This window comes from Flavobacterium ginsenosidimutans (assembly GCF_037478105.1).
Classification (GTDB): domain Bacteria; phylum Bacteroidota; class Bacteroidia; order Flavobacteriales; family Flavobacteriaceae; genus Flavobacterium; species Flavobacterium ginsenosidimutans.
This window is the reverse complement of record NZ_CP147988.1, coordinates 912568-937937: the sequence shown is the minus strand read 5'-3', so window position 1 is coordinate 937937 and position 25370 is coordinate 912568. Positions and strand designations below refer to the sequence as shown.

Annotated in this window: 22 protein-coding genes and 1 pseudogene; 4 read left to right on the top strand and 19 right to left on the bottom strand. The window is 32.6% G+C overall.

Annotated elements, in window-relative coordinates:
• Positions 1-429 precede the first annotated feature (429 nt).
• The 4 genes from V6624_RS04345 to V6624_RS04330 form a co-directional block, all read right to left on the bottom strand.
• Positions 430-2160 carry a hypothetical protein gene (locus V6624_RS04345; RefSeq protein ID WP_111287854.1) on the bottom strand — a complete coding sequence of 577 codons (1731 nt, stop codon included), beginning with the start codon at positions 2158-2160 and terminating at the stop codon, positions 430-432.
• 517 nt (positions 2161-2677) lie between these two features.
• A complete protein-coding gene (locus V6624_RS04340; RefSeq protein WP_111287852.1) occupies positions 2678-3172 on the bottom strand; it encodes a hypothetical protein in 495 nt (164 codons plus the stop codon).
• Positions 3173-3187: 15 nt separating this feature from the next.
• Positions 3188-4495, bottom strand: a complete 1308-nt coding sequence (locus tag V6624_RS04335) for a hypothetical protein (RefSeq protein ID WP_338840979.1) — start codon at positions 4493-4495, stop codon at positions 3188-3190.
• A 103-nt stretch (positions 4496-4598) separates the two neighbouring features.
• A complete protein-coding gene (locus V6624_RS04330; RefSeq protein ID WP_111287848.1) occupies positions 4599-5153 on the bottom strand; it encodes an REP-associated tyrosine transposase in 555 nt (184 codons plus the stop codon).
• A 62-nt stretch (positions 5154-5215) separates the two neighbouring features.
• Between V6624_RS04330 and V6624_RS04325 the strand changes: the two genes are divergently transcribed.
• Positions 5216-5473, top strand: a complete 258-nt coding sequence (locus tag V6624_RS04325; protein WP_338840977.1) for a hypothetical protein — start codon at positions 5216-5218, stop codon at positions 5471-5473.
• 32 nt (positions 5474-5505) lie between these two features.
• Here V6624_RS04325 and V6624_RS04320 read toward each other — a convergent pair whose 3' ends face one another.
• The 13 genes and pseudogenes from V6624_RS04320 to V6624_RS04260 all read right to left on the bottom strand — a co-directional run bounded on the left by V6624_RS04320 (position 5506) and on the right by V6624_RS04260 (position 15366).
• The gene (locus V6624_RS04320) at positions 5506-5742 is read right to left on the bottom strand and encodes a hypothetical protein (RefSeq protein WP_338840976.1); all 237 of its coding nucleotides are present in this window, start codon (positions 5740-5742) and stop codon (positions 5506-5508) included.
• 17 nt (positions 5743-5759) lie between these two features.
• A pseudogene (locus tag V6624_RS04315) lies at positions 5760-6113 on the bottom strand (transposase); the annotation flags it as partial.
• Between the two features lie 117 nt (positions 6114-6230).
• Positions 6231-6581 (bottom strand): hypothetical protein, encoded by a 351-nt coding sequence (locus tag V6624_RS04310; protein WP_338840975.1) that lies wholly within the window; start codon positions 6579-6581, stop codon positions 6231-6233.
• A gap of 18 nt (positions 6582-6599) precedes the next feature.
• A complete protein-coding gene (locus tag V6624_RS04305) occupies positions 6600-9443 on the bottom strand; it encodes an EndoU domain-containing protein (RefSeq protein WP_338840974.1) in 2844 nt (947 codons plus the stop codon).
• A gap of 5 nt (positions 9444-9448) precedes the next feature.
• Entirely contained in the window at positions 9449-11641 is a 2193-nt protein-coding gene (locus tag V6624_RS04300; RefSeq protein WP_338840973.1) for a hypothetical protein, read from the bottom strand.
• 26 nt (positions 11642-11667) lie between these two features.
• A complete protein-coding gene (locus tag V6624_RS04295; RefSeq protein WP_162614976.1) occupies positions 11668-12168 on the bottom strand; it encodes a hypothetical protein in 501 nt (166 codons plus the stop codon).
• A 28-nt stretch (positions 12169-12196) separates the two neighbouring features.
• Positions 12197-12649, bottom strand: coding sequence for a CHAP domain-containing protein (locus tag V6624_RS04290; RefSeq protein WP_111287834.1), 453 nt, complete (start codon positions 12647-12649; stop codon positions 12197-12199).
• Positions 12646-12933: a methyl-accepting chemotaxis protein gene (locus V6624_RS04285; protein WP_095931269.1), complete on the bottom strand. Its 288-nt coding sequence runs from the start codon at positions 12931-12933 to the stop codon at positions 12646-12648. Before V6624_RS04285 ends, V6624_RS04290 begins: the two co-directional genes overlap by 4 nt.
• Positions 12934-13255: 322 nt before the next feature.
• Positions 13256-13501 (bottom strand): hypothetical protein, encoded by a 246-nt coding sequence (locus V6624_RS04280; RefSeq protein WP_057119678.1) that lies wholly within the window; start codon positions 13499-13501, stop codon positions 13256-13258.
• A gap of 407 nt (positions 13502-13908) precedes the next feature.
• Complete coding sequence (locus V6624_RS04275) at positions 13909-14109, bottom strand: hypothetical protein (protein ID WP_162614975.1); 201 nt, start codon at positions 14107-14109, stop codon at positions 13909-13911.
• Positions 14110-14231: 122 nt separating this feature from the next.
• Positions 14232-14948, bottom strand: coding sequence for a DUF3164 family protein (locus tag V6624_RS04270; protein WP_111287830.1), 717 nt, complete (start codon positions 14946-14948; stop codon positions 14232-14234).
• A gap of 12 nt (positions 14949-14960) precedes the next feature.
• A complete protein-coding gene (locus V6624_RS04265) occupies positions 14961-15236 on the bottom strand; it encodes a hypothetical protein (protein ID WP_111287828.1) in 276 nt (91 codons plus the stop codon).
• Positions 15229-15366, bottom strand: coding sequence for a hypothetical protein (locus V6624_RS04260; protein WP_162614974.1), 138 nt, complete (start codon positions 15364-15366; stop codon positions 15229-15231). The genes V6624_RS04265 and V6624_RS04260 overlap by 8 nt, the downstream gene beginning before the upstream one ends.
• Positions 15367-15675: 309 nt before the next feature.
• Between V6624_RS04260 and V6624_RS04255 the strand changes: the two genes are divergently transcribed.
• Complete coding sequence (locus V6624_RS04255) at positions 15676-16359, top strand: S24 family peptidase (RefSeq protein WP_233074110.1); 684 nt, start codon at positions 15676-15678, stop codon at positions 16357-16359.
• 155 nt (positions 16360-16514) lie between these two features.
• Here the strand turns inward: V6624_RS04255 and V6624_RS04250 are convergent, their stop codons facing one another.
• Both V6624_RS04250 and V6624_RS04245 read right to left on the bottom strand, forming a co-directional pair.
• On the bottom strand, positions 16515-17438 hold the full coding sequence (locus tag V6624_RS04250; protein WP_111287826.1) for a bifunctional helix-turn-helix transcriptional regulator/GNAT family N-acetyltransferase: 924 nt from the start codon (positions 17436-17438) through the stop codon (positions 16515-16517).
• Between the two features lie 75 nt (positions 17439-17513).
• A complete protein-coding gene (locus V6624_RS04245; RefSeq protein WP_111287824.1) occupies positions 17514-19118 on the bottom strand; it encodes a class I SAM-dependent methyltransferase in 1605 nt (534 codons plus the stop codon).
• 373 nt (positions 19119-19491) lie between these two features.
• On the opposite strand from V6624_RS04245, the gene V6624_RS04240 reads away from it, so the two are divergent.
• Together V6624_RS04240 and V6624_RS04235 are read left to right on the top strand one after the other, a co-directional pair.
• Entirely contained in the window at positions 19492-22551 is a 3060-nt protein-coding gene (locus V6624_RS04240; RefSeq protein WP_111287822.1) for a beta-L-arabinofuranosidase domain-containing protein, read from the top strand.
• A gap of 57 nt (positions 22552-22608) precedes the next feature.
• A complete protein-coding gene (locus V6624_RS04235) occupies positions 22609-25299 on the top strand; it encodes a DUF5695 domain-containing protein (protein ID WP_338840966.1) in 2691 nt (896 codons plus the stop codon).
• Positions 25300-25370 lie beyond the last annotated feature (71 nt).

The following is a 25370-nucleotide window of genomic DNA, read 5'->3' as shown; positions in this document are numbered from 1 at the left end:
TAATTTTGTTTTTGACTTTAATTTTGTTCGTATTCAGAATGATTAAATTGTAGTTAGATCAAACCAATCTTGGGGTGTAAATGCATATTTTTTTTTTAGGGATTTTTCTAAGCAGTTTGAACAATTTATTCGCCTAGTATTTTTTCAAAAGACTGTGTTTTTTAAGAGGTTTTTATTCTCTTTTTTTCTTCTGACAGTGTAAAGATGAGCCTAAAAAAGGAGCTTAAAAAAGAGCTGCTTAGTGGTTTAACATGGGTGTTCTGGGGCTTTACAGGGTTGTAAAGAGAGTGGATGATATCAAGATATCACTTTGGGAGACGTGATAAATAAACTATAAAGAACTGTTATTAGAAGTAAAGGAATATTGATTTAAATGTTTTTCTTAAATTGGTTTATTGTAATTATATAATTATCTTAATTGTAGATGTACTATTTTCTAATAAGCTGAAATAAGCTATAATCAGTATTAAAGATTTGATAGGTAGCGTTCGAATTAATATCCAAAGTTGTTAATATTCTAAAAGAAACTAACATATCTTGTTTTAATAGATCATCAATGGCTAATTTTAAATTTTCTGTTCTAGATCGTGACGAAGATTCGCTTGAGTAACTACTTTTAAGACCAGTTATATAAATATGTTTGTCTCTAAATACCTGAACCGCGATTGTAGATTTATGATTTACAGAGAATGGAATTCCTCCATTAGGCAAGTTTGATACTGATTCTTCAAAACTTGAAATAGTATACCAGGTTGATGGTTGTGAAGAATTTGAAATATTAATTTGAAGTTCAATTTTTGCATTAGTTACTTCAGAATGCCAACGACTTTGAACCGCCAAAAGAGATATTTCATAAACATCTTTTTGTAAATTACCATTGTTGAACAGTTTTTGATTGCTAACAATATTTGTTATCGTCGTTTGTTTGCCGATAGAACCATTTCCCCAGATATAAACTGGTAAAGAATTTATATCATAATAGTTGATTATATATTCTGTTATTAAATTACGTCGAATACCTTTTAAACAGTAATATATACCAGCATCGTCACTTTCTATCGCACCATTGACAGGAGTGGTAGTTAATGTTCCCTTAGGTATAATTAAAGGAGGGGTTGCAATTGTTCCGGCGGCAAATGTAACTTTATTAGTAAAATTCCAAGCTCCAGAAATTGTTTGTGTTTGAGACTTAACCCACTGCCACCAATTGAAAAGCTTAGAACGACTTACAACTTTGTTGTCCTCTGCAACTGATGTGGTACTTTGCGTTTCAGAATCACTTGCAATTGATGCTGTGAGTTTTGTATTTTCTAAAGTTTTTCCCATTTCGGCTGTTAGAGCCTTATCTGTTCCTCCTGTAACTAAATTGTTGATTAAAGAGGCATTTATATCATTACCTGAAACATCTATTGTATAAAGTTTCAAGTTCCCATTTTCATCAGTACTTAAAACTTTGTTTGTAGATAATTTTCCATCATTTCTTATTGAAGGGTAGCTTTTTAATTTTATATCTTTTTCAAAACTTACTTGACCTTCAACTGACCATGCATCTTTATAAATTCTAGTCAATGTTCTTGTTTCTCCTTTCATAGAAGTAAGAGACTGATTGCTAATAAAGTTTATTCCTTCGCCAGCAACAGTGACTGTTCCGTTGCCTGTTTGAATAAATCTAACAGTATGTCCTGTTTTAAACTCAACATTTTCTTGAGTAGGAATTATAAAAGTAAATGGAAGATCAGAATTAAATACTATGGTCTCATTTATATCGTTAAGCTGTAAAGTATAGGTAGCATTTGTTGCTTGTGTTATGTTTTGTCCCTTTAATCTAAAATTTTCAAGTACCCAGTCAAATACTGCCTTTACGCTTGGATATTTTGTTTTGCTTGAAGAATCAGTGCTAATGCTTGTTGATTTATTTGAAATGTCTTCCTTGGAAGCAAGATTACTAATGTTGTTATCAATCATATCCTTTAAGACTTTCCCTTGTCTAGCATCTAAAGATTTTCCTTCTGTTGTACAATCTAAGGCATTATAACTTTCGGCTTGAAGATTGTTTACATCACTAAACTCTAATTCACCATTCTGATTTGTTTTTAAAATTTTGTTTGGCTGATTTTTTTCTAAGTCCGCCACTCTGATTCTGTTGTGATTTGTACTCATTTTTAATTAATTTTTACGGGTTTTTAATAATTTACAGGCTTTTAATCGGGCTTATAGGGGATTACCGTAATTCATTCAGATATATGTAGTACTTACAAACAGTTGTTGATTTTGGATGATTGCAAGTAATCCTGAATGTTTAAAAATTGTGTTAGTGGCGTCACAATAGGGTTTTATTTTACAGAGCTGTAAAATAAAGAAATAGGTTTGTGTACTGGCTTCGATATAGCCAATAATAGATTAGGGAAACTTATGGTTTTAAGTTTCCTGAGTTTTTTAAAATGTAATTTTTTGGAGTTTAAGAGATTTGATTTTCTCTTTTGATTTTAAAACAACTCAAAGATTTTTGTCTTTGAGTTGTTGTTTTATTTTACGTTCACGAGTGGGACGATCGTGCCAGCGAAGAGATCAAATCAATCTTTGCGGGCACGGATTGCAAATTCGCGCGATCGTTGCTGAGATAAATCCGCGCGATCGGGATATCGTTGCGGAGCAAATCTGTGCGATCGGGTTAAAATTAATCTTCATAAACTACCATAATTGGAGTATTTTGATTTAAAGATTCCTGTAAAAGTTCTTTTATTTCTACTGCCATATCAATATAGTAATCTATATCCTCAGGGACATATTCATGGTCAACACTTAAATTTGAAGTCCAATTATTTCTATTTCCGTTATTAACTTCAATTTTTAAACTATCGAATCCACCATATTTCTTCCACATACTTAATGATTCATTTTGTAATGAAGGTATAATTTGATTCGTAATAAATTGAATACTTTCTTGAATGTGACTTATATCAAAATGTGCTGGCATATCATCAAAAGAGTTTAAATTACCTATACTAATATGATTGTTTAATCTAAAAACTGTTTCTTTTTCTAATAAAAAATAAAGTTTCGCTCCTAAATTAAAATTTATATTCTTTGCATAAAACAATAAAACATTTAATTCATCTCTTCTAAAATAAGTATCTGTATTTCCAATAATGTATCTAATATCTAATGCCATAATTTTTTTATCGTTTTAATCTGTTATTATTCTGTTGTATAGGCTTTTATATAGTTCCTCTTTTGTCGTATTGAATGTAGAAGGGTTTATTTCTGTAAAATCATTTCTAGAATAAGGAGTTGATTTTAATTTTTGTTTGAAATCTGATAATGACATTGTCTTTGATTTACCAAATTTATCAAGATATTTTATTTCTATAAAAGATATTTGATTCATATCATGTGGTTTAGATACATCTTTCCATACTTTTTTTTCTTGGCCTAAAATGTATAATTTCGCATCATCTATATTTTCAGGTAAATTTCTGAAAAATTCTAATTTTTCTGCATCATCATATCTATTACTCCCTGTACTTTTGAACGTTTTACCAATATCAAGTTTGGCACTATATGGAGTTTTAATTTTGTTTGTGACGTTATCAATTACTATTGCATCAATATCCAAATAAATAGATGGTTTAAAATCCGTACCATTCGTTTTTTTGAATAAAATATCAACACTGTACATTACATCTTCATTTTTCGAAATTAAATTATTTAAGTAAATTCTCATAGGTTTTTCAATGAAATCACCCATTGTAAATCCTTGATTACTTTTAAGTTTTTCAATGGCTTTTAGCTCATCTATTGGATTAATAAAAAGTTCAGAGTTTTTATTTACATTTATAGCTTTGTTGACTTCTAGTTTAAACGAATTTATATATTCATAACTATAATCATTTATCAACCAAAAATCTTTATTATTTTTCAGCAGTAATTTTTTTGCAGCATCAACAGCAAGATATTCTGGTATTTTTTTTTGGTTGTTAACAAGCACATCAAAAAAGATGCCTTCTTCGTTTCCAAGATTATCCATAAAGTGTAGTCTGTTGTTAATTCTAGCCCTTTCTAAATGCCATCTTGAAAAATCTTCGCTATAGTAATTTTTATATGCTTTAGTTCTGGCTGTACTTGAAACAACTGATATTTCATTTCTTTCTAATACATCAAGTTGTTTTAGCTCTTCCCAATTATCAAGTGTACTAGTTTTGTTTAGAGAATTCCAAAATTTAGCTTCCGAATTTTCTATTTCACCAAAATCTCTATAGAAAGCTCGTTTAAGGTCATCACTATAGCTTGTATATCGAGTAATTATAACATTAGTTGCTTCAAGTTGAGGTAAAGTTGATAATTTTGTTTCAAAAGAAATTACGTCGTTAACCTTATCTCCAAGAAGTGTTTGCATTACCGATTTTATTTCAGCGGGCATACCAATTGTTCCTGCGGCATCAATCAAAGCATATTCTGCTGCAGTAACTACCCGATCGCGCAGATTTACTCTCAATCGTTAGCGCGGATTTGCAATCCGTGCCCGCAAAGATTGGACACAATGCAAATCAAAAAAAATCAATTGTTGTTGATGTTTTCTAGAACGGAATAGATTTTTTTCAAAACAGATCTAACAAAACAACATCTAAATCATTCTCTAAGCCTGAATAATTCCTTGCCGAACTAAAATAATAATCTTCAGATGAACTAACAGTTTTATCTTTTACGGGATTGTTATGGATGTAATCTATTTTTTGCTTGATAAATTTATTGCTGTAAATATGTTCTGCATGATAGCCATTTTGCCATACTTTATAAGTCTGGTTCTTTTTTAAATGTTCACATGATTTTTGAAAATATTCCAACATCCATTCTCTTCTGCTTTCAGGTTCATCTATTATAGTCTGTATTATTTTTTTTGATGTAAATTTTTTAAAATCTCTAATAATATCGGATAATACAAAACCATTCGTTCCTTTGCAGAGCAAATGAATATGGCTGCTCATAATACAATAGGCATAAATTTCTAAACCTTTATTCTCCTGACAATACTTTAAAGCACTTATTAGAATGTTTTTCTGATTTAGTCTTGTAAATATATCTATCCATCCTACAGCAGTTACAGTTATAAAATATGCTTCCTCAGTTGTTGTTGCTTTGTATTTTGTCGACACGTTCTTTTTTCCTACAAAAATAAAAAGTATAGTGGAAAGTTTCACTTTTTATTTGTGGGGTTTTGAAGGAATTACTTTGTGGGCACGGATTACAAATCCGCGCGATCGTTGCGGAGGTAAATCTGCGCTATGGTTGCGGAGCTAAATCTATGCGGACATTTTTTCAAAGAGTACTCATCAATCTTTGCGGGCACGGATTGCAAATCCGCGCGATCGGTTTGCAAATCCGCGCTATCGTTGCTGAGGTAAATCTGCACGATCGGGTTGCAAATCCGCGCTATCGGATTGATGAGATATTTGTTCGTCATCATAATTTTTAATGTAAATTACTGTGCTCATAATTTTATTTATTTTAATATAATATTGCTGGGCTGACATCATCAAATCCGAGCATTTTGAGACTTATATCTGTTTTAAATTCTTGGGGAAATTTTTTTAAATGTCCTCCCAAATTTTCGACTTTGCTACCATTGACAGAGATTATTTTTTCTTTTGGGATATAATTTCTTGATTTGAAAAAACGTTTCATACTTCTTATCTCATCTTTTGCCCATTGTACTTTTTCTCCTTTAAGTTCAGCCCATTTCATATAGTTTGTCTCTTGCATTTTACATTGCTGTTTTTCTTTCCGGCTCTTTCAAACATCCACAGCATCCATTCTTTTCTGCTTTCTTGCGGATTTTCTTCAATTGCTTTGAGCATTTTTCTAGAGGTAAAACCTTTAAAATCTCTAGTAAGGCCAGAAGGATCTCCATTTTCAGATCTGAAAATTAAATGAATATGACTAGGCATGATACAATAACCATAAATCTCCATTCCCTTGTTCTTTCTGCAGTAATCTAATGATTCTACAATGTTCCCAAAATATTCTTCTCTTGTAAAAACATCTATCCAAAATACCGTAGCAAAACTTATAAAGTAAGCTCCAGTTTTATCTCCAAATTTGTATTTTCTGCTCATTTATTATTTTTGAGCTAATGTAAGAAATACTTTGCGTTCACGAGTGGGACGCTCGCGCCAGCGGGGGATTACTTTGCGTTCACGAGCGTGACACTTGAGTCAGCGGGGGGTATGTTACTAGTTTTTTAAAAAATCTCGCCAAGCTTCAACAATTATCTTAAAATCAGCGGTTGGAAGAACAAAATCAGGTTGTATATTGTTATTAAGTTCCCATGCTTCTAAATCTTTATATATTTTTGTTTCGTTTTTATAAATTTCAGCAAAATATAAACTCTGGGTTTGGCCTCCACCTTTTACTATTTTGTCAGACAGAACTTTGTTTATATTACCATTTAGTAGTCTTTCGGCTTCTTCCAAATAATAGTGATCGTTAATGTAAGCTGAGAGCCATGTATTAATAGTGAATATTTGTTTGTTAAAACCTGGTCTATTCGTAAGTTGTACTTTATAGTTATTTAATATACTCATATGGTTTGTTTTATAAAATTATCTTCGTGGCCACAACGTTTTAATATTTGTTGTTTGATCAATTACATTTGCATTACCATTAATGCAAATAATTACTGTTTTTCCATCACTCATAAGGCCTCTATATTGATTACCAGTGCCATTGAAAACTTTATTTGTATATGCAACAGAAATGTTTTCGATTAGTTCTTGTCTTGACCAGTTCCTTGGAAACATATCATTATTAATTAAATTACCTCCGCCATCTCTTTTAGGAATCCAATTGCCATTAGTATCTTTTATTGAGACATTAGCGGTAAAATAACCTCTTGAATCTGATGCATCAATAATATTATCAATTCTTCCGAAATTGTTAGAATTTACGTTGCCTTCAATGTGATGCCATCCTCCAACATTACCCGAAGGATAAGTATGTCCTTGAAATAAGTGTTCTCTTAATCTTTCGCATCTAATGTCCTTATCTATAAAATGAAAAGATTTTAAAAATTTTACATTATTACGATGTGTAATTAAATGCGCTATTTCTAACCATGCTTCTTCAATTAAATGAGGGGCTGCTTCTAGTTCATCTAAAGCACTAGGTCTTCCTTGAAAGTCAAACATAAAAGCAAACTTCTTCTCTTGATCCGTAAATGTAATTAATTTATTATATACATTCGGATGTGAAATATGAATAGAATTTAACCATTCAAGAAACATGCTGTCGATTTCATCTAAAGAGTTTACAGCTGTTCTTAATTCATTGTATTCGTTGTCAGGAGGAATACTTTGTTGTAATCTTTTAGTTGCCCTTTTAAAAGCCCTTCTGGCGAGTAAATCTCCAGATAATGAGAGTATTTCCAAAGCAAATAGCCACATCTCAATGGATCGACATAGTTGATATTTTTGATATTGAGGATCATTAATATTTGGTGGATTTTGTTCATTATCATAGTAAATAGTACAACTAGCTGTTGTGTAGCGGTGTACAAAACTAGCCACTCCCATTATTGCTTGGAATCCAGATGTTAACCCGCTCCATGCCCTAGCCAGCGCAACGCTTTCAATTGCAGATAACTCACCAGCTATCAAAAATTTTCTTAATAAAGATAAATCTTTAATATGCCTTAGTTTTGCAATGTTTCCTACACCTGAAAAAGTTAACACTACATCTACAATAGTAGAAATGGTTTCTTTAGTGTCACTTTTGTCTCCTAAATCATCTAAATATTGGAGATAAAATACGGGAAAACAATTATCAATAAAATCTGTGATACTAGCGCCTTCAGTAATTCCTTTAGCCGGCATTCTAATAATTGTATCATCGGCATTCGTTATTTTTAAAGCAATAGGTTGAAAAATATTATAGACTCCAAAAGGTTGATAACCATAGTCTTTAATCTTTTCTTGCGCTAAAATTTTGTTGTCATAAAAACTAAAATTAAAATTATCCTTATACCATAATAGAATTTTTTCGGATTCATAGTTGATCAACATTGGAGCCGCATCTTCATCTAAAATAGGAAAAATAATTGATGGATCATCGGAATCAAACTGCCAACGGCAATTATATGAAGTATAATTAAAATAGTTTAGTGCATTTTGTGCGATTTCTGTTTTTGAATGCTGTGGATTAAATTTACTTTCTGTCCATAAATTATAAATTGCTTTTACTAGTCGTCCTTTATTTCCTCTACCGTCATCATTAAAGAAAGTGGTATCGTTTATTCTATCATATAATACTTCGTATAATGTCAGTTTTTTATTGTAATCAAAAATTTTATTGAGAAGATCCATAAATTTATCAATCTCTGAATAATTAAGATTTTCTAGAGGTAGCTCTTTTGCAATGCATTTTATTATTTTTAGTATTGCTTCTTCATCATTTAATTTATTAAAACCCCAGTTGCCAATAATCCAGAAATTGTCCCTCAAGATTTTATCTAAGAGATTAATTTTTGTTTCATAAGATAAATAGCTTAATTCGACAGGATCAAATAAGTTAACTATGTAAACAACTAAATCATTTGCATTAATTTTTGTATAGTCATCTGAATATTGAATTAGCCAATATTTGAATTCGATTAAACCTAATCTTAATCTAGCAAAATATTCATCGTTATATAATAAGTGATATTTTGGATCAATGACTCCATAATCTTGATTATAACGAGTGGATAAATTAATCACTTGATTAAAAGGTTCAATTAATTTCAAAGTGCTTAAATGATTTAAGAAACCATTTTGGGTAAAAATCCAATCGAAAACTTGAATTATATCTATTAAAATATCATGTTCATACCCTGTAAGATCTCTCAATTGATTATTAACGGCGAGAAATTGTTTATTTATAATGAAATTGTAGTAAGGGACTAATCGCTCTATAACTTCTTGTGTTGCGATTTCTGAGATTTTGTATTCGCTAAAATTTGGATGATTACTATTTAAGGAAATTTGTGCACGTAGTGGATGCGCCTTTTCATAAGGAATAGATCTATATAAGATGTTTGTTTCAAGTTTATCTCCATTTACAGTAATTTTTTTATGAGCTAGAATTACATTATCTCCCTTTTTAGCATTTCCAGGTAATACGTCCCAAATTAAAAATCGATGTCCCAGTGCTTCATAAGTAGTTGTTGTATCTGTTCTGCTTTTATTAGGTTTGTTATGGTTCCAAAAATTAATTTCCGACCTATAACTATCAAATTTATTAGTGTTTTCGTCAAAAATTGCCATGTAAGCAATTCCATTCTTTTTAAATCGCCTAACCCTACCGTTGTTAAAAAATAATAAATCATTATTTAGGGGATCAAAAATTTCATCTTCACTTATACTTGATAAGTAAACAATATCCCCATTAGCCAGTACTACTAAATCTTTCATGTATTCTAAAGAGTTAAGTCAATAATTTGTTTAAAAAGTTTATCGGGTGTCGTTACATATTCACTATGGCCTTTACTAAAATGATATCTCCTATCCAATGAATAAACAAAAACAGGATTCTCTAGTTGTTCCTTCAATTCGTTGTTGCCTTCAGCATTTTCAGCCACAATAGCAACTTTGTATTTTTGATATTTAATATCTTCAGGAGAAATCAATTCATTTTCATCTTCAAAAAGATCAATCAAAAACAGCCGAGGATTTTTCATATCACTAGAAATCAAATCTTTTATAATTTCATTTTCCTCTTTAGTTAATCCTAGGATGATTTTATTGGGTGTAGAGCCATCAAGTGTTTTTAATTCTAGTCCTGTAATAGTTTGTGTACTGTCTGTAAATAGTTTTAAATTGTAGTAATAAGGATCAGGAAGCTGATAGGTTTTACTTTTGGTTACTGCACCACTGGCAGAAGCTGTAGTTTTAGTATCTGGAGTAGTGTTTCCAGTTGCAGAAACAGCATTGTTCATGACGTCTGCCGCTTCTGTAAGATAGGTTACACGTTCAACAAAAGGTTTCTCTTCAATTCCGGTTTCAATGATATCGTTAACCGTTACTGTTTGTGCAATAGAAATTCCCTGCTGTTTTTTATCATAAAACTCATTAATGAGATTCAGTTTTTCAGAAGTCATTCTGGAATAATTTTCGTCAGTGCCTAATTTTAATAAAGGTTTAGTCTTGATTAAACTGAAAACATTGTCGAAAAAGTTGGCTTGTCTGTATAAAATCACCAAATCTCCATTTTCGTCTTGTGTTGTTCCAGCCGTGTACATATTGACTTTTCCCTGATAAATCAAAAGACTTAATGCAGCAATGTTTTCGCCTGCAACAGCTGGAGTAGTTAATTGCACTGTAGAGGTTAATTCACTATAATTTCCTTCTTCATCAGGAGGCAGTCGTAAACCATCTGCATTAATAAAATTGTCTTTTTGTGCATTGGCAACTTTGGCAAGCTGTCCGTAAAAGGCAGTATTGTTATTGTTGTCTGTCGGAAATTGCAGATACAGATCATTGGTAGTAACCGTATTGGCTTGGTTTTGTGTATTAATTAAAACGGGCCATCCAGAATTTCCATACGTAATAGCAGTCATAGGAACTTCATTGGTTGCTGTGTCTTTCAACAATCCTGTTTTTAGGTTTTCAGGACCTTCACCAATTTTATAATTTCCATAAAAATCATAACTGCGAGTACGATCACTTTGAATGTAAACGTACCAATTGTTTTTCGTCCAAAATTTATTAAGCAGCTCATTGAAAATAGCCGTTCCTTTTTTCTCGGTTTGAACTCCAGAAGCAGTTGCTGTAACAACTCCATTTTCAACATGAGAGCCATAAAAAGCAGCAATATCAATAAATTGAATGCTTTGCTCGCGCTGCAATTTTTGTTTAAAAGGCGTATCTCCATTTACTGTAATTTCTGCGAAAGGTTTGCGAGCATATTCTAAATTGAAAGCAAACTCAGTATTGTCAAAATCATATTTGTAATCGCCGTAATTTAGAACAACATCAATTCCGCATTCGCCTTGTGCAAAGTTTCCTAACGATTTTCCAATATCGATTAGGGGTAATTCGAAATCGTCTTTTTCATCAAAAGTATCACCGGCTGCGACAAATTTTGATTCTTTAAAAAAGAAGTCAGAAAGGGGGATTAATAAAGTTCCATCATTATCGTCATCCTCTTTTTCTTTTTCATAGCCAATAAACTTAGCGGTGAAAGGGGGAACAGGAATAGGCGTGACTGTTTCGCCCTCTTTTTTTACACGTCCTTCATGAAAAGCTTTAAAATCGTCGTTTATCTTATTAATAAAGTCAGAAGTTGAACTGCTTTTTGTAATAATTAATGGCTCGGAATCAGTTGTAAAAAAATCACTTTTCTGTAAACCTCTGTAAACAAAATATTTGATATTCAACCCAGGAAATGGCTGTTTGTAAGGACGAAGAATTAGATTCACTTTATTAGGATTACCAGTTTGAGGCTGAACCAAAACAACTCCTTTGCAAATCGAAAAGGTTTTTTTGGGTGCGTCTAAAGAAAATCTAGAAGTCAGGTTGAAAACAGTTTCAGATTGAGGTCCAAAGCCCTGACCTGACAACTGCGCGGGAAAACCTCCCGACTCTATAAAAAAATGGGATTTTGCGGACATATTTTAAGTGTTATTTATAAAAGTTTTTATTTAAACCATTCAGGTTTATAGATGCTGTAGATGAATCTTCCAAGTAAAAAGAGGAGAATAAGAAGTAGCAATCTCCCAAGCCAAATCTGTACTTTTTGCCAAAAAGTGAGATAGTTGGTAAACTCAGTAATCGTAATCGTTTTTTCTTGGACATCTTTAACCTGTTTCGATTTCCAATGCGCGTAGAGTTCCTGTTCTTTCAGGTTGCAGTCTACTTGAAGTTTATTGTTATCAAGTCGAACCTTTGGGCTTTTTAATCTACGCCCTGGTTCGGCCTGAATAACATTTTTAAGAACTACTTTTCCGTTAAGGCATTCTAATAATGCATTGTAAGAACTGCTGTCTTTAGCAATTTTAAAAACTGTATCGTGTAAAGTTTCGGTAATGGTAATGGTCTGGGTTTTGTTTTCATTTTGCACAGGTTTCGAACTTCGGCAGGAAATCATAATCAGGATAATGAAAAGAGAGAAAACAAGACATTTTAGTTTTTTAGTCATAATTAAATTGGGTTTATAAGTTTTGGTTTTAGAGTCGTAAAAAGCCTTTAATGCTTTTGATATCGCGTTTTCTTCTGGCTACTTTATAGCCTTCTCGACCTCCAGAATCGTTGGTGTTTCCTTCAATGGTATAAATTGTATTTCCGGCAATCTTTTCGACAAATCCAGCGTGACCAGTACCGTTATTAAAATCCATAATGAAAACATCTCCAGGCTGAGGTGTTTTTTTTACCAAAAGAGGTCTCGAATTGTATTGATCTAAAACACCTCCCGTTTTCTTCAAAGGATTTTTTTCGTTAATCTGAAGAGAAGCTTTCTGTGCGCACCAGTAAATAAAAGCCATGCACCAGGCGTATCCTTTACCAAGTCCGACGCTTCTTAAATAAATTTCTACTTCGGGGCCTGCGTTACTATTTCTTGGCATTTCTTCGACACCAATCTGTGCCGTAGCAATTTCGATAGTTTTTTGAGCTAGTGTCATGAGCTTTTTCCGTTTAATTGTTTAAATTTTTGTAATTCGTCAACCAATTGCTGGTTGATCAGCATGAGTTCTTTGTGCTGTATTTCCATTTTTTTTATGGTTTCTGTGGCAGCGGTAAGCCGTGCGGTAATGTCGTCCAGAAGATCACGGTAATATTTTACTGCGCTTACGGCATTGTCGAGTTCGGCTGCGCGGTCTTCTGCGAGTGATTTTCGCATAGAGAAAAACCAAGTAATAAAAGCGGCAAAAAATGCGGTTAGAGTGGGGTATAAAAACTGCTCCATTGAATGTGTTTAAAGTTGAATGTTGGGTTTAAAAATGATTTGTTCAAAAAACAACTTTAGCGTTGTTTTAGAGAGGAAGCTTAACTAGATTTTTTTCTAGTTTTTGAGCGCGGTTGTTTCCTTTTGAGATTGCAAAGATTGGGTGAAAAAAGCCCTAAAAAAAATGATTGCAAGGTCTGCGAACATTTGTATTCTAGGGCTTTACAGAGTTGTAAGGAAAGCGAACAGAAGTCGTTTTAGATGAAGTAAATGGCTCATCTTTGCATCACAAAAAGGATGCTTTTGAAGATAAAAAAAGAATGATTTTTTTCTTTTATATGTATTAAGAAGACCTTTCCTGATTGCTCATAAGTTCTTCAATTTTTTTTAGTTCAGATGTGATAGGTGTACAGAGAATTTCATACAAAGTAGTTCTCGAAATTGGATATACTGGGTAGACGTATTTACGCCACACAACAGTAGTTGGAATATCTTCCGTTTTGTGCTTTTGATACAGTTCTTTAATGAGTTTGTAACGCATTAATTTATTTTTTTGAATTCCGAGACTTCTGTTTGAAGATATAGGCATGAGAGATAATATTTTGAATGATAGAAAAAAAGAATTTTAAGAAGAACGAAGTTTGAAAAAGAGTTAATAGTTTGAATTATAAAGACATCATATTTAAGACAGCCAAACCATTTGATCATATTTAATAAATGGTTTTTACTTCCCGATGCCATTTTTATATTGAACCTCGTTCTGAGGTTGTATTTGTTAAAGATTTATTTAACAATTTAGGTCAGCAAACCCCGCATGACAATCCTGTTTCCAAAACCTTTTTAGGTTTGGATTCCAATAGAAAGAATGAGTTTTGGCTGTTTATTATAAGGGCAGAAATCGCCCGTTTATCGGTTCCTGATTCTCTTCATAAAGAAGAAGAAACAGGAACCATTTTTATTTACCTGCTTTTTTCGGCTGCAGGTTTGGAGGTCGTTTTAGCCTTTATAAGTGGCTGTTGTGTGTTTTTTGAATCTCGGATTTTGAATCAAAATACTTTCATACCGATTAAAAGCCAGACGTTCTTTTTTGGATAAGTCGTTACTGCAATTCCAATTTCCGAGTCTGTCTTTAAAGATAGTGTGTTCGTTTACTTTGTAGCTTTCATGATCTGTAATTGGCTTTATTTTTACGCTCATTCAGGTATTGTTTAAAAGTTGTTTTTAATTTGAAATAAAACCATTCTCTAAATAAAAGGATGGGTTTTAAATTGGTTAGAATTAACAGAATCGTTAATAACAGTGATAAATAAATGTCGTGATTAAGCTGCATGATTTTGTTCGTTTTGCTGATTAAAGAAATCAAAAGCATATCCTTGTAAAAAATCTACAGAAGACATCGATAGCGGAATATTGGTTCTTACACCATTTTCATCAATTCGGCAAGCTTCAATAAACCAGCTTGAACGTACAGGTTTAAAAGCCGAAGCAATAATCTCTACACCATCTGTAAACTCTTCATTATTAAATTCTTTTGTCAGTTTTTGAAGTTCCAAAACTCTAGAACCTTTTAGATTTCCTTTGGCATCTTTTTTTAATAAATTGAAAACAATTTTGACTAACGAAGCAGTTTCTTTACTAGTAGAAAGAGAAGAAATATAATTCTGCACTTTTTCGATTCCAATAGTTACGGTATCATCCCAACCTTCGTTAATGCGGTATCCAATCGTAATTTCTTCTTTGTCATTAGAAAAAGTGTGTGACATTTGTTTTTCTTTAAATCCGTAAACTTGATTTTTTAAGTCCAGAATAGTTTCAAACAGTCTAAAAGTTTCCGTTTTTGCATTCTGCATCATTTCAGAAGTTTCCTGTAATCTAGAAAGTGCTTTTGGAATCGTTTCTGCTACTAGTTTTTTATAAGCATCTCTTTCTTCATTCTTCTTGTTTTCAACTCGCTGGAGCGCTTCTTTTAATTGTTGGGCAGAAAATTGAGTTAAGTCCATAACAGGTTTAAAATTGTTTGCAGTTGTAGTGTTCATAATAATTGGCTTTTAGTAAATTAATATTTCTTCTTTAAATGGATCTGCATAATAAGGTTTGAAATTATGGTGTAAAGCAAGTTTCGAAACCTCGTTTATTTTACTTTCAATATTTGACGGAACAGGACGAGGAGAGGCAGTTTCATCATCCAGTATATGCATCCATTGAAAACGTTCCTGATTGATGCAGATTCTTTCTCCGGCTGTAAAAGTTTTGCTTCTTTCTGAACAATATTGTAGTGCCAGATATAATAATGCGATACGTTCTTCGATTTGTGTTTTATTCATAATTTTTCTCTAATTGATTTTTTAATTTTTTAATGTCAGATTCGATTAAACTTCTTTCAGGACTATTTGGATTTTCAATAAGCCAATTTTCCAGTTCCCGAATTTTTTCTTTGATTTGATTTGTTCCCATTTTAATTTGGATTAAAGATTTAATGATATTTTATTGTTTTCAGATTCTTTAAGAAGGGCTGTTTTTAAATCGTAGTATTTTCCATTCTTTTTGTCTTTTAGGGTAGTATTTTTCTTTTTGTGAATATTTGTTGTTTTAGTCTTTGTAAATCAATTGTTTGTGTGTTATTTAAAATTGTTTGATTTTATCTTTGCTCAATATTTTCTGGCTTAACCTATTGTTTTTCAATTTTATTTTTCTTTACTTTGCAAATATAATGTAAAATAATACATTAAAACAAATTTTTAACGTAAAATAATACATCTTTTTATGGGGTCAACGGAAAGAGTGCGGGAATATCTTGATTATAAAGGGATTACTAAGTATAAGTTTTGTAATGATCTAGGGTTTTCTAATAAATTTTTAGACAATAGCAGTAATATGGGAACAGATAAGGCATGTAAAATATTACACTATTATCCAGACCTAAGTTCAGAGTGGCTGTTAACAGGAAACGGACCTATGATTAAAGAAGAAAATACTAGTGTTATGGTTATGAATAGTGATAGAAAAACAGTCGATTCGCTTCATGCAAATCAAGAAATACCTTTATATGATTTAGAGGCGGTTGCGGGTTTAAGAGAGCTCTTTAGCAGTGGAGAACCGCAAAGAATTTTGGATACAATAAAAATTCCAAATCTTCCAAAATGCGATGGAGCAATTTCTGTAACAGGAGATAGTATGTATCCTTTATTGAAATCGGGAGACATTATTCTTTATAAGGAAACAGAATTTGAAAATATCTTTTTTGGCGAAATGTATCTTCTAAGTGTTAAACTGAATGACTGGGAAGAATACATCACTGTAAAATACGTTCAGAAATCTGATCAAGGGCAAGATTATGTGAAATTAGTAAGTCAGAATTCGCATCATCAGCCAAAAGATATTCATGTGTCAAAAATATCAGCATTGGCTCTTATAAAAGCTAGTATTCGTATTAATACTATGATGTAAATTGTTTTAATAAATCTCAGACTTATTTTTAAATAAAAAGAGGATTATGAAAAATGCTTTAGCTAAACTTTTGAAGTTTTGGCTAAAGCATTTTCATATTTTTAAATCTATTCTTATTTGGTAGGAACGTGTGAGACTGCATCAAAGATGTAATTCTATTTGAAAAGTTTCAAATCATAACGCTCCTCATAAAACGTTTTTCCCCATTCCTGAACTTCTTCAGATTTTGTAAGTTCGAATCCCATCATTTTATACATTTGAAGCGCTTTGTCTTGTAAACTTGTGGTAAGCAGAAAAACGTTTTTAAATTTCTTTTCTCTGCAAAAATCAATGGCATCGGTTAAGAGTTTTTTACCAATTCCGAGACCTCTAAAAGCGGGATCTAGAAGAAACCATCTTAATTGCGCTTCTTCATTAGGTTGATGCACAATTGCAACGCATCCCACAATTTTGTTATTGTATTCTGCCATCCAGATTCGGTCTTTTTCTGGGGAATATTTTTCTAAGAAATCGTAAAAAGTCTTGATCACGTATTTCTCAAAATCATTTGAAAAATTCGATTCGTTTCCGTAGATAAATCCGTGTAAATAAATAATGTAGCCAATATCGCCAGGAGTAATATTATGACGATAAGTAATATCTTCTCGAGCTATCTTATTTTCTGTAAGCAGATTTCTAACAGTATTCATCGAATCGACTAAAATTTCTTTTTCAGAATTGTTTAGTTTTTCAATTTTACCTTCGATCTTGTTTTCAGATTTAGCATTTAAAATACTTAATAATTCATTTCCAGAATCGGTCAGTTTGATGTTAAAAGCGCGTTTATCTTCTGCGGAAGCGACTTTTACAATTAAGTTTTCTTTTAAAAAACGTTTTAAAATTCGGCTTAAATATCCTTTGTCTAGATTTAAAATTTCGGTGATTTTCTGAGCGGTTATTATTTTGCTTTCGCTGATTTCATATAGAATTCGTATTTCGGTTAAAGAATATTCGCTGTCTAAATAATGCTGACTTAAGATATCTAAATGCGCCGTATAAAATCTATTAAAACTTCTAATTTTTGAAGTTGTGGTATTCATGGTTTGAAATATTGTATTGTTGAGATACAAATATATAAAATTAGTTGCTTTTGTCAACTAATAATATTTCAAAAATTATTTCCCCTTCAACAAATTAATACTTACTGTTGCAGTATCAGCATCGGGAAATCGCTTGAAAATAGATTGATCTGGGAATAATCCCGCTTCTGCTGCAATAGCATTAAAAACATCAATTTCAACAATAAACTGATCAGAAAAACCGTGAGTAGCATCGTAAGCTGTTGCTGGAGTTTTGCCTAAATTACTGGCAGTAAGTTTTGGATCTATGGTATGAAGTTCGATTAAAAGCAAGCCAAATTTACGCACATACGGCGACCATTTTTGTAAATGTTCCAAAAGATTGTCTTCAACCAGATTATTGCTAATTCTTTTTCCTCTGTAAGCAAATGCACCAGTTGAGGTGCTGACTCTCTTTTCGTTAGCATTTTTCGGCTCTTGCCAAATTCTATTATGATCTAAAAAAGTCCTTACATTCAAAAGATCTTTTAGGTCAATATTATAATTTTCTTTCAGATCATTAGCAAGTAAATCAGGACGGCCAATATCTCCCCAAATTACTTTTGCCCAAATATCTGCGTTTATAAGATTAGCTCTGGTTACTTTCAAAGCCGTCTGATTGTAATCAGCGCCAACTAAAAATAAAGGGTATTCATCGAGCATTTTTCCTCTTAAAGTCTGTCTGTCGATTACTTCAAAAATATGCTGGAGGAAAGCGCCATTTCCACATCCCATATCGAGAATTCCTTTTGGCTGTTCTTCAATAGGAAGATTAAAAAGTTTTATGAGAATTTCATCCACAACTTTAAAATAAGTGTCGTGAGCGCCGCCGCTTCCCCAAACATTCATTTCACGATCGACATGAATTTCGTTTTCACCTTCAGTGGTTTGCAATACATTTGGATTGCCAAAAATTAATTCTTCGATTTTAGCAAATGTTGGCAAATAAGAAACCGTAACGCCATAAGCACTCGCTCTTTTGGCAAAAAACAAACCAGCTTCGGTAAATTGATAATTTCCTTTTTTTTCCAGAAACCAGCCTAGATGCACAAAAAAGTCTAATATTTTTTTAAAATTTTCTGGTGATTTATGAAACTCTTCGGGACTGAAAGAAGTTTCCATAAAATATTTATGAAACATTCCGTTCATCGCCAAACGCACAATAGTTGGCCCAATCAGGTAACCTTCAATATGTTTTAAAATCTGTTCCTGAATACTATTTTTCAAAGGATCGGTCGAAGGTTCAAGTCCGTATCTCTTTTTATATTTTTCAAAAATCGCATTGAGCTTTTCAAATGGCGTATCTTCAAACAAACGCGGATGAAAATGTATAGACAATTGCAGTAATGTAACGACATCTTCGTACAGATGAAACAGTGAAAAAGCGGTTTCGGTTTTCTCGTTTATAGCAATTGTAATTATCTGTGTTTTATTATCAACATTATAATCTAAAAAGCCTTGAGAAGCCAAAATTCTTAAAGCTATATTTAGATAGCCTTCATTGGCATGAAAAACAGTTGTAAGCTCAGATAATTGCGTTTGCTTTTTGTCTAAAATAAATTCTAATACAGATTTATTTTTAAGTGCTATTGCTACAGGAGCAGTAACCAAGCCATCAAGATGTCTGAAAATGGAACTTAAGAGTTGTGATTTATCGGTCATAATGAAAAAATGAAGGTTAGTTAAAAATAGTGATTTTTTTTCTTACTTGACAGCCAAATTTCGATAAGAGGTCTAAATAATTGACAATGAAGTTTACGCGTCTTTATAAGTGTGTAGATGTTTGAATTATTCTATAAAACTGTTAAAATGTTTAATTTAAGATAATATAGTATTGGGTTAGGATAAAATATAGTTGGATTAATTTGCTTATTGCTTATAATTTTACAATTGTTAAAATATTCGATTTGCTGAGGATTATTGGCTATTTTTGATAAATGTACATTTTACACAATTAAAAAAGCTTTATTGATTACTGACATTTTTTTGATTGCGAGTTGAGAATTAAAAGACGAAATATTAAATTTTTTTAAATATGAAATTATCTAGACTATTACTATTTGCAATGTTGAGTTTTAGCTCCATAAATACAGCAACTTTATGGGCGCAAGGCGGTGATCAGATTTTGGATGGTATTGGTGAAACTGAATTGATTGCCCGTTATGTGTTTGACGGCGATGTAAAAGATTGGTCTAGAAATAATCTGCATGGTAATGTGTCAGGTTTAAAAATGAAATTCGAAAATGATTCCCAGTTCGGAAAAGTGCTTTCTTTGACGGGAGATAGTAACTCCTATTTGACAATTCCAGGCAATGCATTTGCAGGGGAAGAATCGCTGAGTATTTCGGGATGGATATATTTACTTTCTGATCAGCGAAATCAGCATTTTTTTGATTTTGGAAAAAATAATAAAACGCATTTTTTTGTAGCTCCGACAGGAAACAAGGAAAAAAACAATTTGCAAACTGAAATTACAACTTCAGCAGGAGAGAAATACAAAACCGATGGGCCAATTTTAGAACTTAACAAGTGGGTTCATTTAGTAGTTGTAATTGATATTCCTTCCAAATCTTTAAACACCTATGTAAATGGAGTTTTAACAGGTTCTGCTAAGAATGTAAAATTAAAATTAGATCAGTTGTTTGAGCCTAATTCGGGTAAAAATAACACCTTGAATATAGGTAAATCAATTTTGCCTGATGATCCGTATTTAAAGGCAAAATTGCATGATTTTAGAGTTTATCGAGTTCCTTTAACTGAAAAACAGATTGATAAAATCTATTATAATTCTTTGAAAAAAGAAGAAGCGGAAGAAGAGGAACCAGAACAGCCAACAGGCGATTTGCCAAAGTTTCCTGCGACAACTCCTCAGTTGTATAATGAATTTCTAATGAATGTTTCAGATATAAAAGTTCAGACTGTAATTGGCGATCTTCCTCGTTTACCTCGCACTTTAAAAGGCGAATATAATAACGGAATTGAAGGGCCTGAGGTTAAAGTAATCTGGCCAGCGCCAACAGATAATAGTTCGGTTCTAAAAGCGGGACAATATACCGTGACAGGAACGGTTTCAGGTACTGATTTAAAACCGAAAGCAATTGTTACAGTACAAGCGGCCAAAGAAGCGAAGACACCAGAACTTAAGTTGAAAACATTCAATTTAGATGAGGTAACATTAAACTCAGATTCTCATGGACATGACACAAAATTTATTGAAAATAGAGAGAAATTTATAAAAACTCTTGCTGAAACAAATCCTGATTCTTTCTTGTATATGTTTAGAAATGCATTTGGACAAAAACAGCCAGAAAACGCAGAAGCATTAGGAGTTTGGGATACTCAAGACACAAAATTACGTGGCCATGCAACAGGCCATTATTTAACGGCGATTGCACAGGCTTATGCAAGTACAGGATATGATAATGCTTTACATGAAAATTTTTCTAAAAAAATGGATTATTTGGTCAATACTCTTTATGAGTTGGCGCAAATGTCTGGAAAACCTCGTGAAGCTGGAGGATCAAGTGTTTCAGATCCGACCGCAGTTCCTTTTGGTCCAGGCAAAACAGAATATGATTCTGATTTAAGTACAGAAGGCATTCGCACTGATTACTGGAATTGGGGAAAAGGTTTTATAAGTGCTTATCCGCCAGATCAATTTATAATGTTGGAAAAAGGAGCAAATTATGGCGGACAGAAAACTCAAATTTGGGCGCCATATTATACTTTGCATAAAATTCTTGCTGGTTTATTAGATGTTTATGAAGTAAGCGGTAATGAAAAAGCGCTCGAAATATCCAAAGGAATGGGAGATTGGGTATATGCAAGAATGAAAAAATTGCCTAATGAAACGCTTATCAGTATGTGGAACAGATATATTGCTGGCGAATTTGGAGGAATGAATGAAGTGATGGCGCGTCTTTACAGAATAACTAATGAAAAGCGTTATCTAGAAGTTGCTCAACTGTTTGATAACATTAAAGTATTTTATGGAGATGCAAAACATTCAAACGGATTAGCTAAAAATGTAGATACATTTCGCGGTTTACATGCCAATCAGCATATTCCTCAAATTGTGGGCGCACTTGAAATGTACCGTGATTCTAAAACTCCTGAATATTATCGCATTGCTGATAATTTCTGGTACAAAACTACCAACGATTACATGTACAGTATTGGTGGTGTTGCTGGAGCAAGTAATCCTGCAAATGCAGAATGTTTTATCAGTCAGCCTTCAACAATTTATGAAAACGGATTTTCTGCTGGGGGACAAAATGAAACTTGTGCAACTTATAATATGCTGAAATTGACTAGCGATTTGTTTCTTTTTGATCAGCGTGCTGAATTTATGGATTATTATGAACGAGGTTTGTACAATCATATTCTCGCTTCGGTGGCAGAAAAAACACCTGCAAATACGTATCATGTTCCGTTGCGACCTGGATCTATAAAACAATTTGGTAATCCAAAAATGGACGGTTTTACTTGCTGTAACGGAACGGCTTTGGAAAGCAGTACTAAATTGCAAAATTCAATTTATTTTAAAAGTATTGACAATCAGGCTTTATATGTTAATCTTTATGTTCCTTCAACAGTAAAATGGAAAGAAAAAAATGTAACAATAGAGCAGACAACTTCTTTCCCAAATGAAGATCATACGCAATTAACGATCAAAGGAGACGGAAAGTTTGATTTAAATGTACGTGTACCGCACTGGGCAACGAAAGGATTTTTTGTAAAAATAAACGGCAAGGACGAAAAAGTAAAAGCAGTTCCGGGAAGCTATCTTACTTTAAGCCGTAAATGGAAAAACGGAGATAAGATTGAACTTCGTATGCCATTTCAATTTCATTTAGATCCTGTAATGGATCAGCAGAACATTGCAAGTTTATTTTATGGGCCAATATTGTTGGCAGCTCAAGAATCGGAACCACTTAAAGAATGGCGTAAAATAACATTGGATGCTAAAGATTTGAACCAATCTATAAAAGGTGATACAGAAAAATTAGAGTTTGTTGTTGATGGAGTACAATTTAAACCATTTTACAATACCTATGGGCGTCATTCGGTTTATCTGGATGTTACTTTAAAATAAGTCAGCACAAAGCATAAAACAAAAGCAAAAAACAAATTAAACTAGCATAAAACAAAGATGGGAAATAAAAAATACAGACTTGGTTTATTATTATTTTTGGGATGTACGATAAGTATTCAGGCTCAAGATTATTGGAGTAGAATTGAACAAAAGAAACCTTCTTTGGGTATTGCCGAAGTTTATCAAAAAATAAATACGCCTGCTTTTCAATTAAAATTGGTAAAAGCATCGCAGACAGTTGCAGGTTTAAGGCCAATTAAAAATTTGAATTTTGATTTTACGCCTAGTGACCGACTTGAAATCAGAGACAAGGACGGACTTTATCATCTTGGAGATATTAATTTAAGAATTAAAGAAGGAAACGGCGATTGGCAAAGCTATTCAACAGCTGCTAAACGTGAAGCGGTTACGCCTTTACAAACTTCTGAAAAAGTTTTAGCTGCAGCAGATTTAGCCAATACTTTACCAAGTAATATTCCGGTAACAATTAAGCGTTTTTATGAAATTGATGGCGGCGAATTAGTAATGCGATTTGAGATTACTAATAAATCAGCTAATAATATTGAGATTGGAGCATTAGGAATTCCGATGGTTTTCAACAACATTTTAGAAGGAAAATCATTGAATGAAACGCACGCTCAAAATGTATTTTTTGATCCTTATATCGGAATGGATGCGGGATATTTAGAAGTAAAAAGATTAAGCGGAGAAGGACCTGCATTATTAGTTCTTCCAAAAGAAAATATGGCTTTTGAAGCGTATCGTCCTTTATTGGATGATCCAACTCCACGAAGCATTGTTTTTGAAGGTTTTCACGAATGGATGGTCTACAGTAAAGCTTACGCCGAAAATGAATGGAAAAATGCACAGCAATGGAATGCACCAACTTCATTAGTATTAAAACCAAAAGAATCTAAAAGTTTTGCCTTAAAATTGGTGCTTTCTGAAGGAATTGAAGACATACAAAACACGCTTGTAAAAGAAGAACTTCCTGTTGCGACAAGTATTCCGGGATATGTGCTTCCTCAAGATGTTAAATCAAAATTGTTTTTGAATTATAAAAATGAAGTAAGCTCATTTGAAATTGAACCAAAAGGAGCGCTTCAAATAAAAGAAGATGGCAGAACGCCAAAAGGATTAAAGAAATATATCGTTCATGGCATTAAATGGGGACGTGCCAGATTGACCATCAATTATAAAAATGGCATAAAACAAACCATCAATTATAAAATTATTAAACCTGAAAATGAAGTTATTAAAGATTTTGGACATTTCTTGACTACAGAACAATGGTTCGATCAGCCAGATCCAATTTTCAAAAGAAATCCTTCGGTAATTAGTTATGATTACGAAACCAAAAAACAACTGACTCAAGACAGCAGAGCTTGGGTAGCGGGTTTAAGTGATGAAGGCGGAGCAGGAGGATGGCTGGCTGCAATTATGAAACAGCATATTCAGCCTGATAAAGAAGAAATTAAAAAATTAGAACAATTTGTAGATAAAACACTTTGGGGAAACATTCAATATAGTGATGGAAAAAATAAATACGGGGTTAAAAAAAGCGTTTTTTATTATGAACCAGATTCTCTGCCAAAAGGAACTTACAGCAAAGATGTAGATTATAGTTCATGGGCAGCGTGGAAACATAAAGAAGCAAACGATCCTGGAAGATCTTATAACTATCCTCACGTTGCCGCAGCATATTGGACATTGTATCGATTAGCGAGATACAATAAAGATTTAGTAGTAGATAAACCTTGGGATTGGTATTTAAAACAAGCTTATTATACCTCAATCGCAATGACTGAATTGGCTCCTTATTATGCTCAATTTGGTCAAATGGAAGGTTCTGTATTTCTATTGATTTTAGAAGATTTAAAAAATGAAAACCTTACGGATCTGGCTTCCAATTTAGAATCAAAAATGAAAGAAAGAGCCAATCATTGGAAAGCGCTTGATTATCCTTTTGGAAGCGAAATGCCTTGGGATTCAACAGGTCAGGAAGAAGTTTATATATGGTCGGATTATTTTGGTTATGATGAAAAAGCTGATGTAACATTGAATGCAATCTTGGCTTATATGCCAACGATGCCTCACTGGGCGTACAATGGTAATGCGCGCAGATATTGGGATTTCTTATACGGAGGAAAATTATCGAGAGTCGAACGTCAGATTCATCATTACGGATCTTCTTTAAATGCTATTCCAGTTTTGAGACAATACAGAAAAAAATCGGATGACTTATATTTATTGAAAGTAGGTTATGGCGGACTTTTAGGAGGAATTTCGAACATTACCGAAGACGGATTTGGTTCTGCAGCTTTTCACTCTTATCCAACAGAATTAAGAATCGATTATTTGTCTGGAGATTACGGTTCTGGTTTTTATGGTTATGCTGTAAATACCGCTACGTATATTACAAAAGATAGCGATTTAGGCTGGTTAGCTTTTGGTGGGAATATCACAGTAAAAGGCGATTTGGTACAAGTAAAATTAACTACTGCGGCAAAATCGAAAGTATTTATTGCGCCAAAACAATTGTGGTTAACACTAGACGCAGGAACTTTTGATACAGTGGCTTATAATACAAAAACAGATGAAGTTGAAATTACTTTAAGCAGTCAGAACGAATTTACTCCAAATGCTTATTTGAGAATTAATAAAGATATTCAGCTTCCTTATTCTAAGGTTAGAGGAGCTTATGAAATTCCGCTTCAAAAGAAAACAATTCAAATAAAAATTAAATAATTTTTGCTTTAAACTAAGATTGGTTTTGAACAGGGGCAATTAGTAGTGGAGTTGCCCTTGTTCTTTTTTTA

Bases quoted from the DNA above. Each gene is read 5' to 3' on its own strand.
- V6624_RS04345 (WP_111287854.1), bottom strand. From the start codon at position 2,160: ATGAGTACAAATCACAACAGAATCAGAGTGGCGGACTTAGAAAAAAAT.
- V6624_RS04340 (WP_111287852.1), bottom strand. From the start codon at position 3,172: ATGGCATTAGATATTAGATACATTATTGGAAATACAGATACTTATTTT.
- V6624_RS04320 (WP_338840976.1), bottom strand. From the start codon at position 5,742: ATGAAATGGGCTGAACTTAAAGGAGAAAAAGTACAATGGGCAAAAGAT.
- V6624_RS04310 (WP_338840975.1), bottom strand. From the start codon at position 6,581: ATGAGTATATTAAATAACTATAAAGTACAACTTACGAATAGACCAGGT.
- V6624_RS04305 (WP_338840974.1), bottom strand. From the start codon at position 9,443: ATGAAAGATTTAGTAGTACTGGCTAATGGGGATATTGTTTACTTATCA.
- V6624_RS04300 (WP_338840973.1), bottom strand. From the start codon at position 11,641: ATGTCCGCAAAATCCCATTTTTTTATAGAGTCGGGAGGTTTTCCCGCG.
- V6624_RS04295 (WP_162614976.1), bottom strand. From the start codon at position 12,168: ATGACTAAAAAACTAAAATGTCTTGTTTTCTCTCTTTTCATTATCCTG.
- V6624_RS04290 (WP_111287834.1), bottom strand. From the start codon at position 12,649: ATGACACTAGCTCAAAAAACTATCGAAATTGCTACGGCACAGATTGGT.
- V6624_RS04285 (WP_095931269.1), bottom strand. From the start codon at position 12,933: ATGGAGCAGTTTTTATACCCCACTCTAACCGCATTTTTTGCCGCTTTT.
- V6624_RS04280 (WP_057119678.1), bottom strand. From the start codon at position 13,501: ATGCCTATATCTTCAAACAGAAGTCTCGGAATTCAAAAAAATAAATTA.
- V6624_RS04275 (WP_162614975.1), bottom strand. From the start codon at position 14,109: ATGAGCGTAAAAATAAAGCCAATTACAGATCATGAAAGCTACAAAGTA.
- V6624_RS04270 (WP_111287830.1), bottom strand. From the start codon at position 14,948: ATGAACACTACAACTGCAAACAATTTTAAACCTGTTATGGACTTAACT.
- V6624_RS04265 (WP_111287828.1), bottom strand. From the start codon at position 15,236: ATGAATAAAACACAAATCGAAGAACGTATCGCATTATTATATCTGGCA.
- V6624_RS04260 (WP_162614974.1), bottom strand. From the start codon at position 15,366: ATGGGAACAAATCAAATCAAAGAAAAAATTCGGGAACTGGAAAATTGG.
- V6624_RS04255 (WP_233074110.1), top strand. From the start codon at position 15,676: ATGGGGTCAACGGAAAGAGTGCGGGAATATCTTGATTATAAAGGGATT.
- V6624_RS04250 (WP_111287826.1), bottom strand. From the start codon at position 17,438: ATGAATACCACAACTTCAAAAATTAGAAGTTTTAATAGATTTTATACG.
- V6624_RS04245 (WP_111287824.1), bottom strand. From the start codon at position 19,118: ATGACCGATAAATCACAACTCTTAAGTTCCATTTTCAGACATCTTGAT.
- V6624_RS04240 (WP_111287822.1), top strand. From the start codon at position 19,492: ATGAAATTATCTAGACTATTACTATTTGCAATGTTGAGTTTTAGCTCC.
- V6624_RS04235 (WP_338840966.1), top strand. From the start codon at position 22,609: ATGGGAAATAAAAAATACAGACTTGGTTTATTATTATTTTTGGGATGT.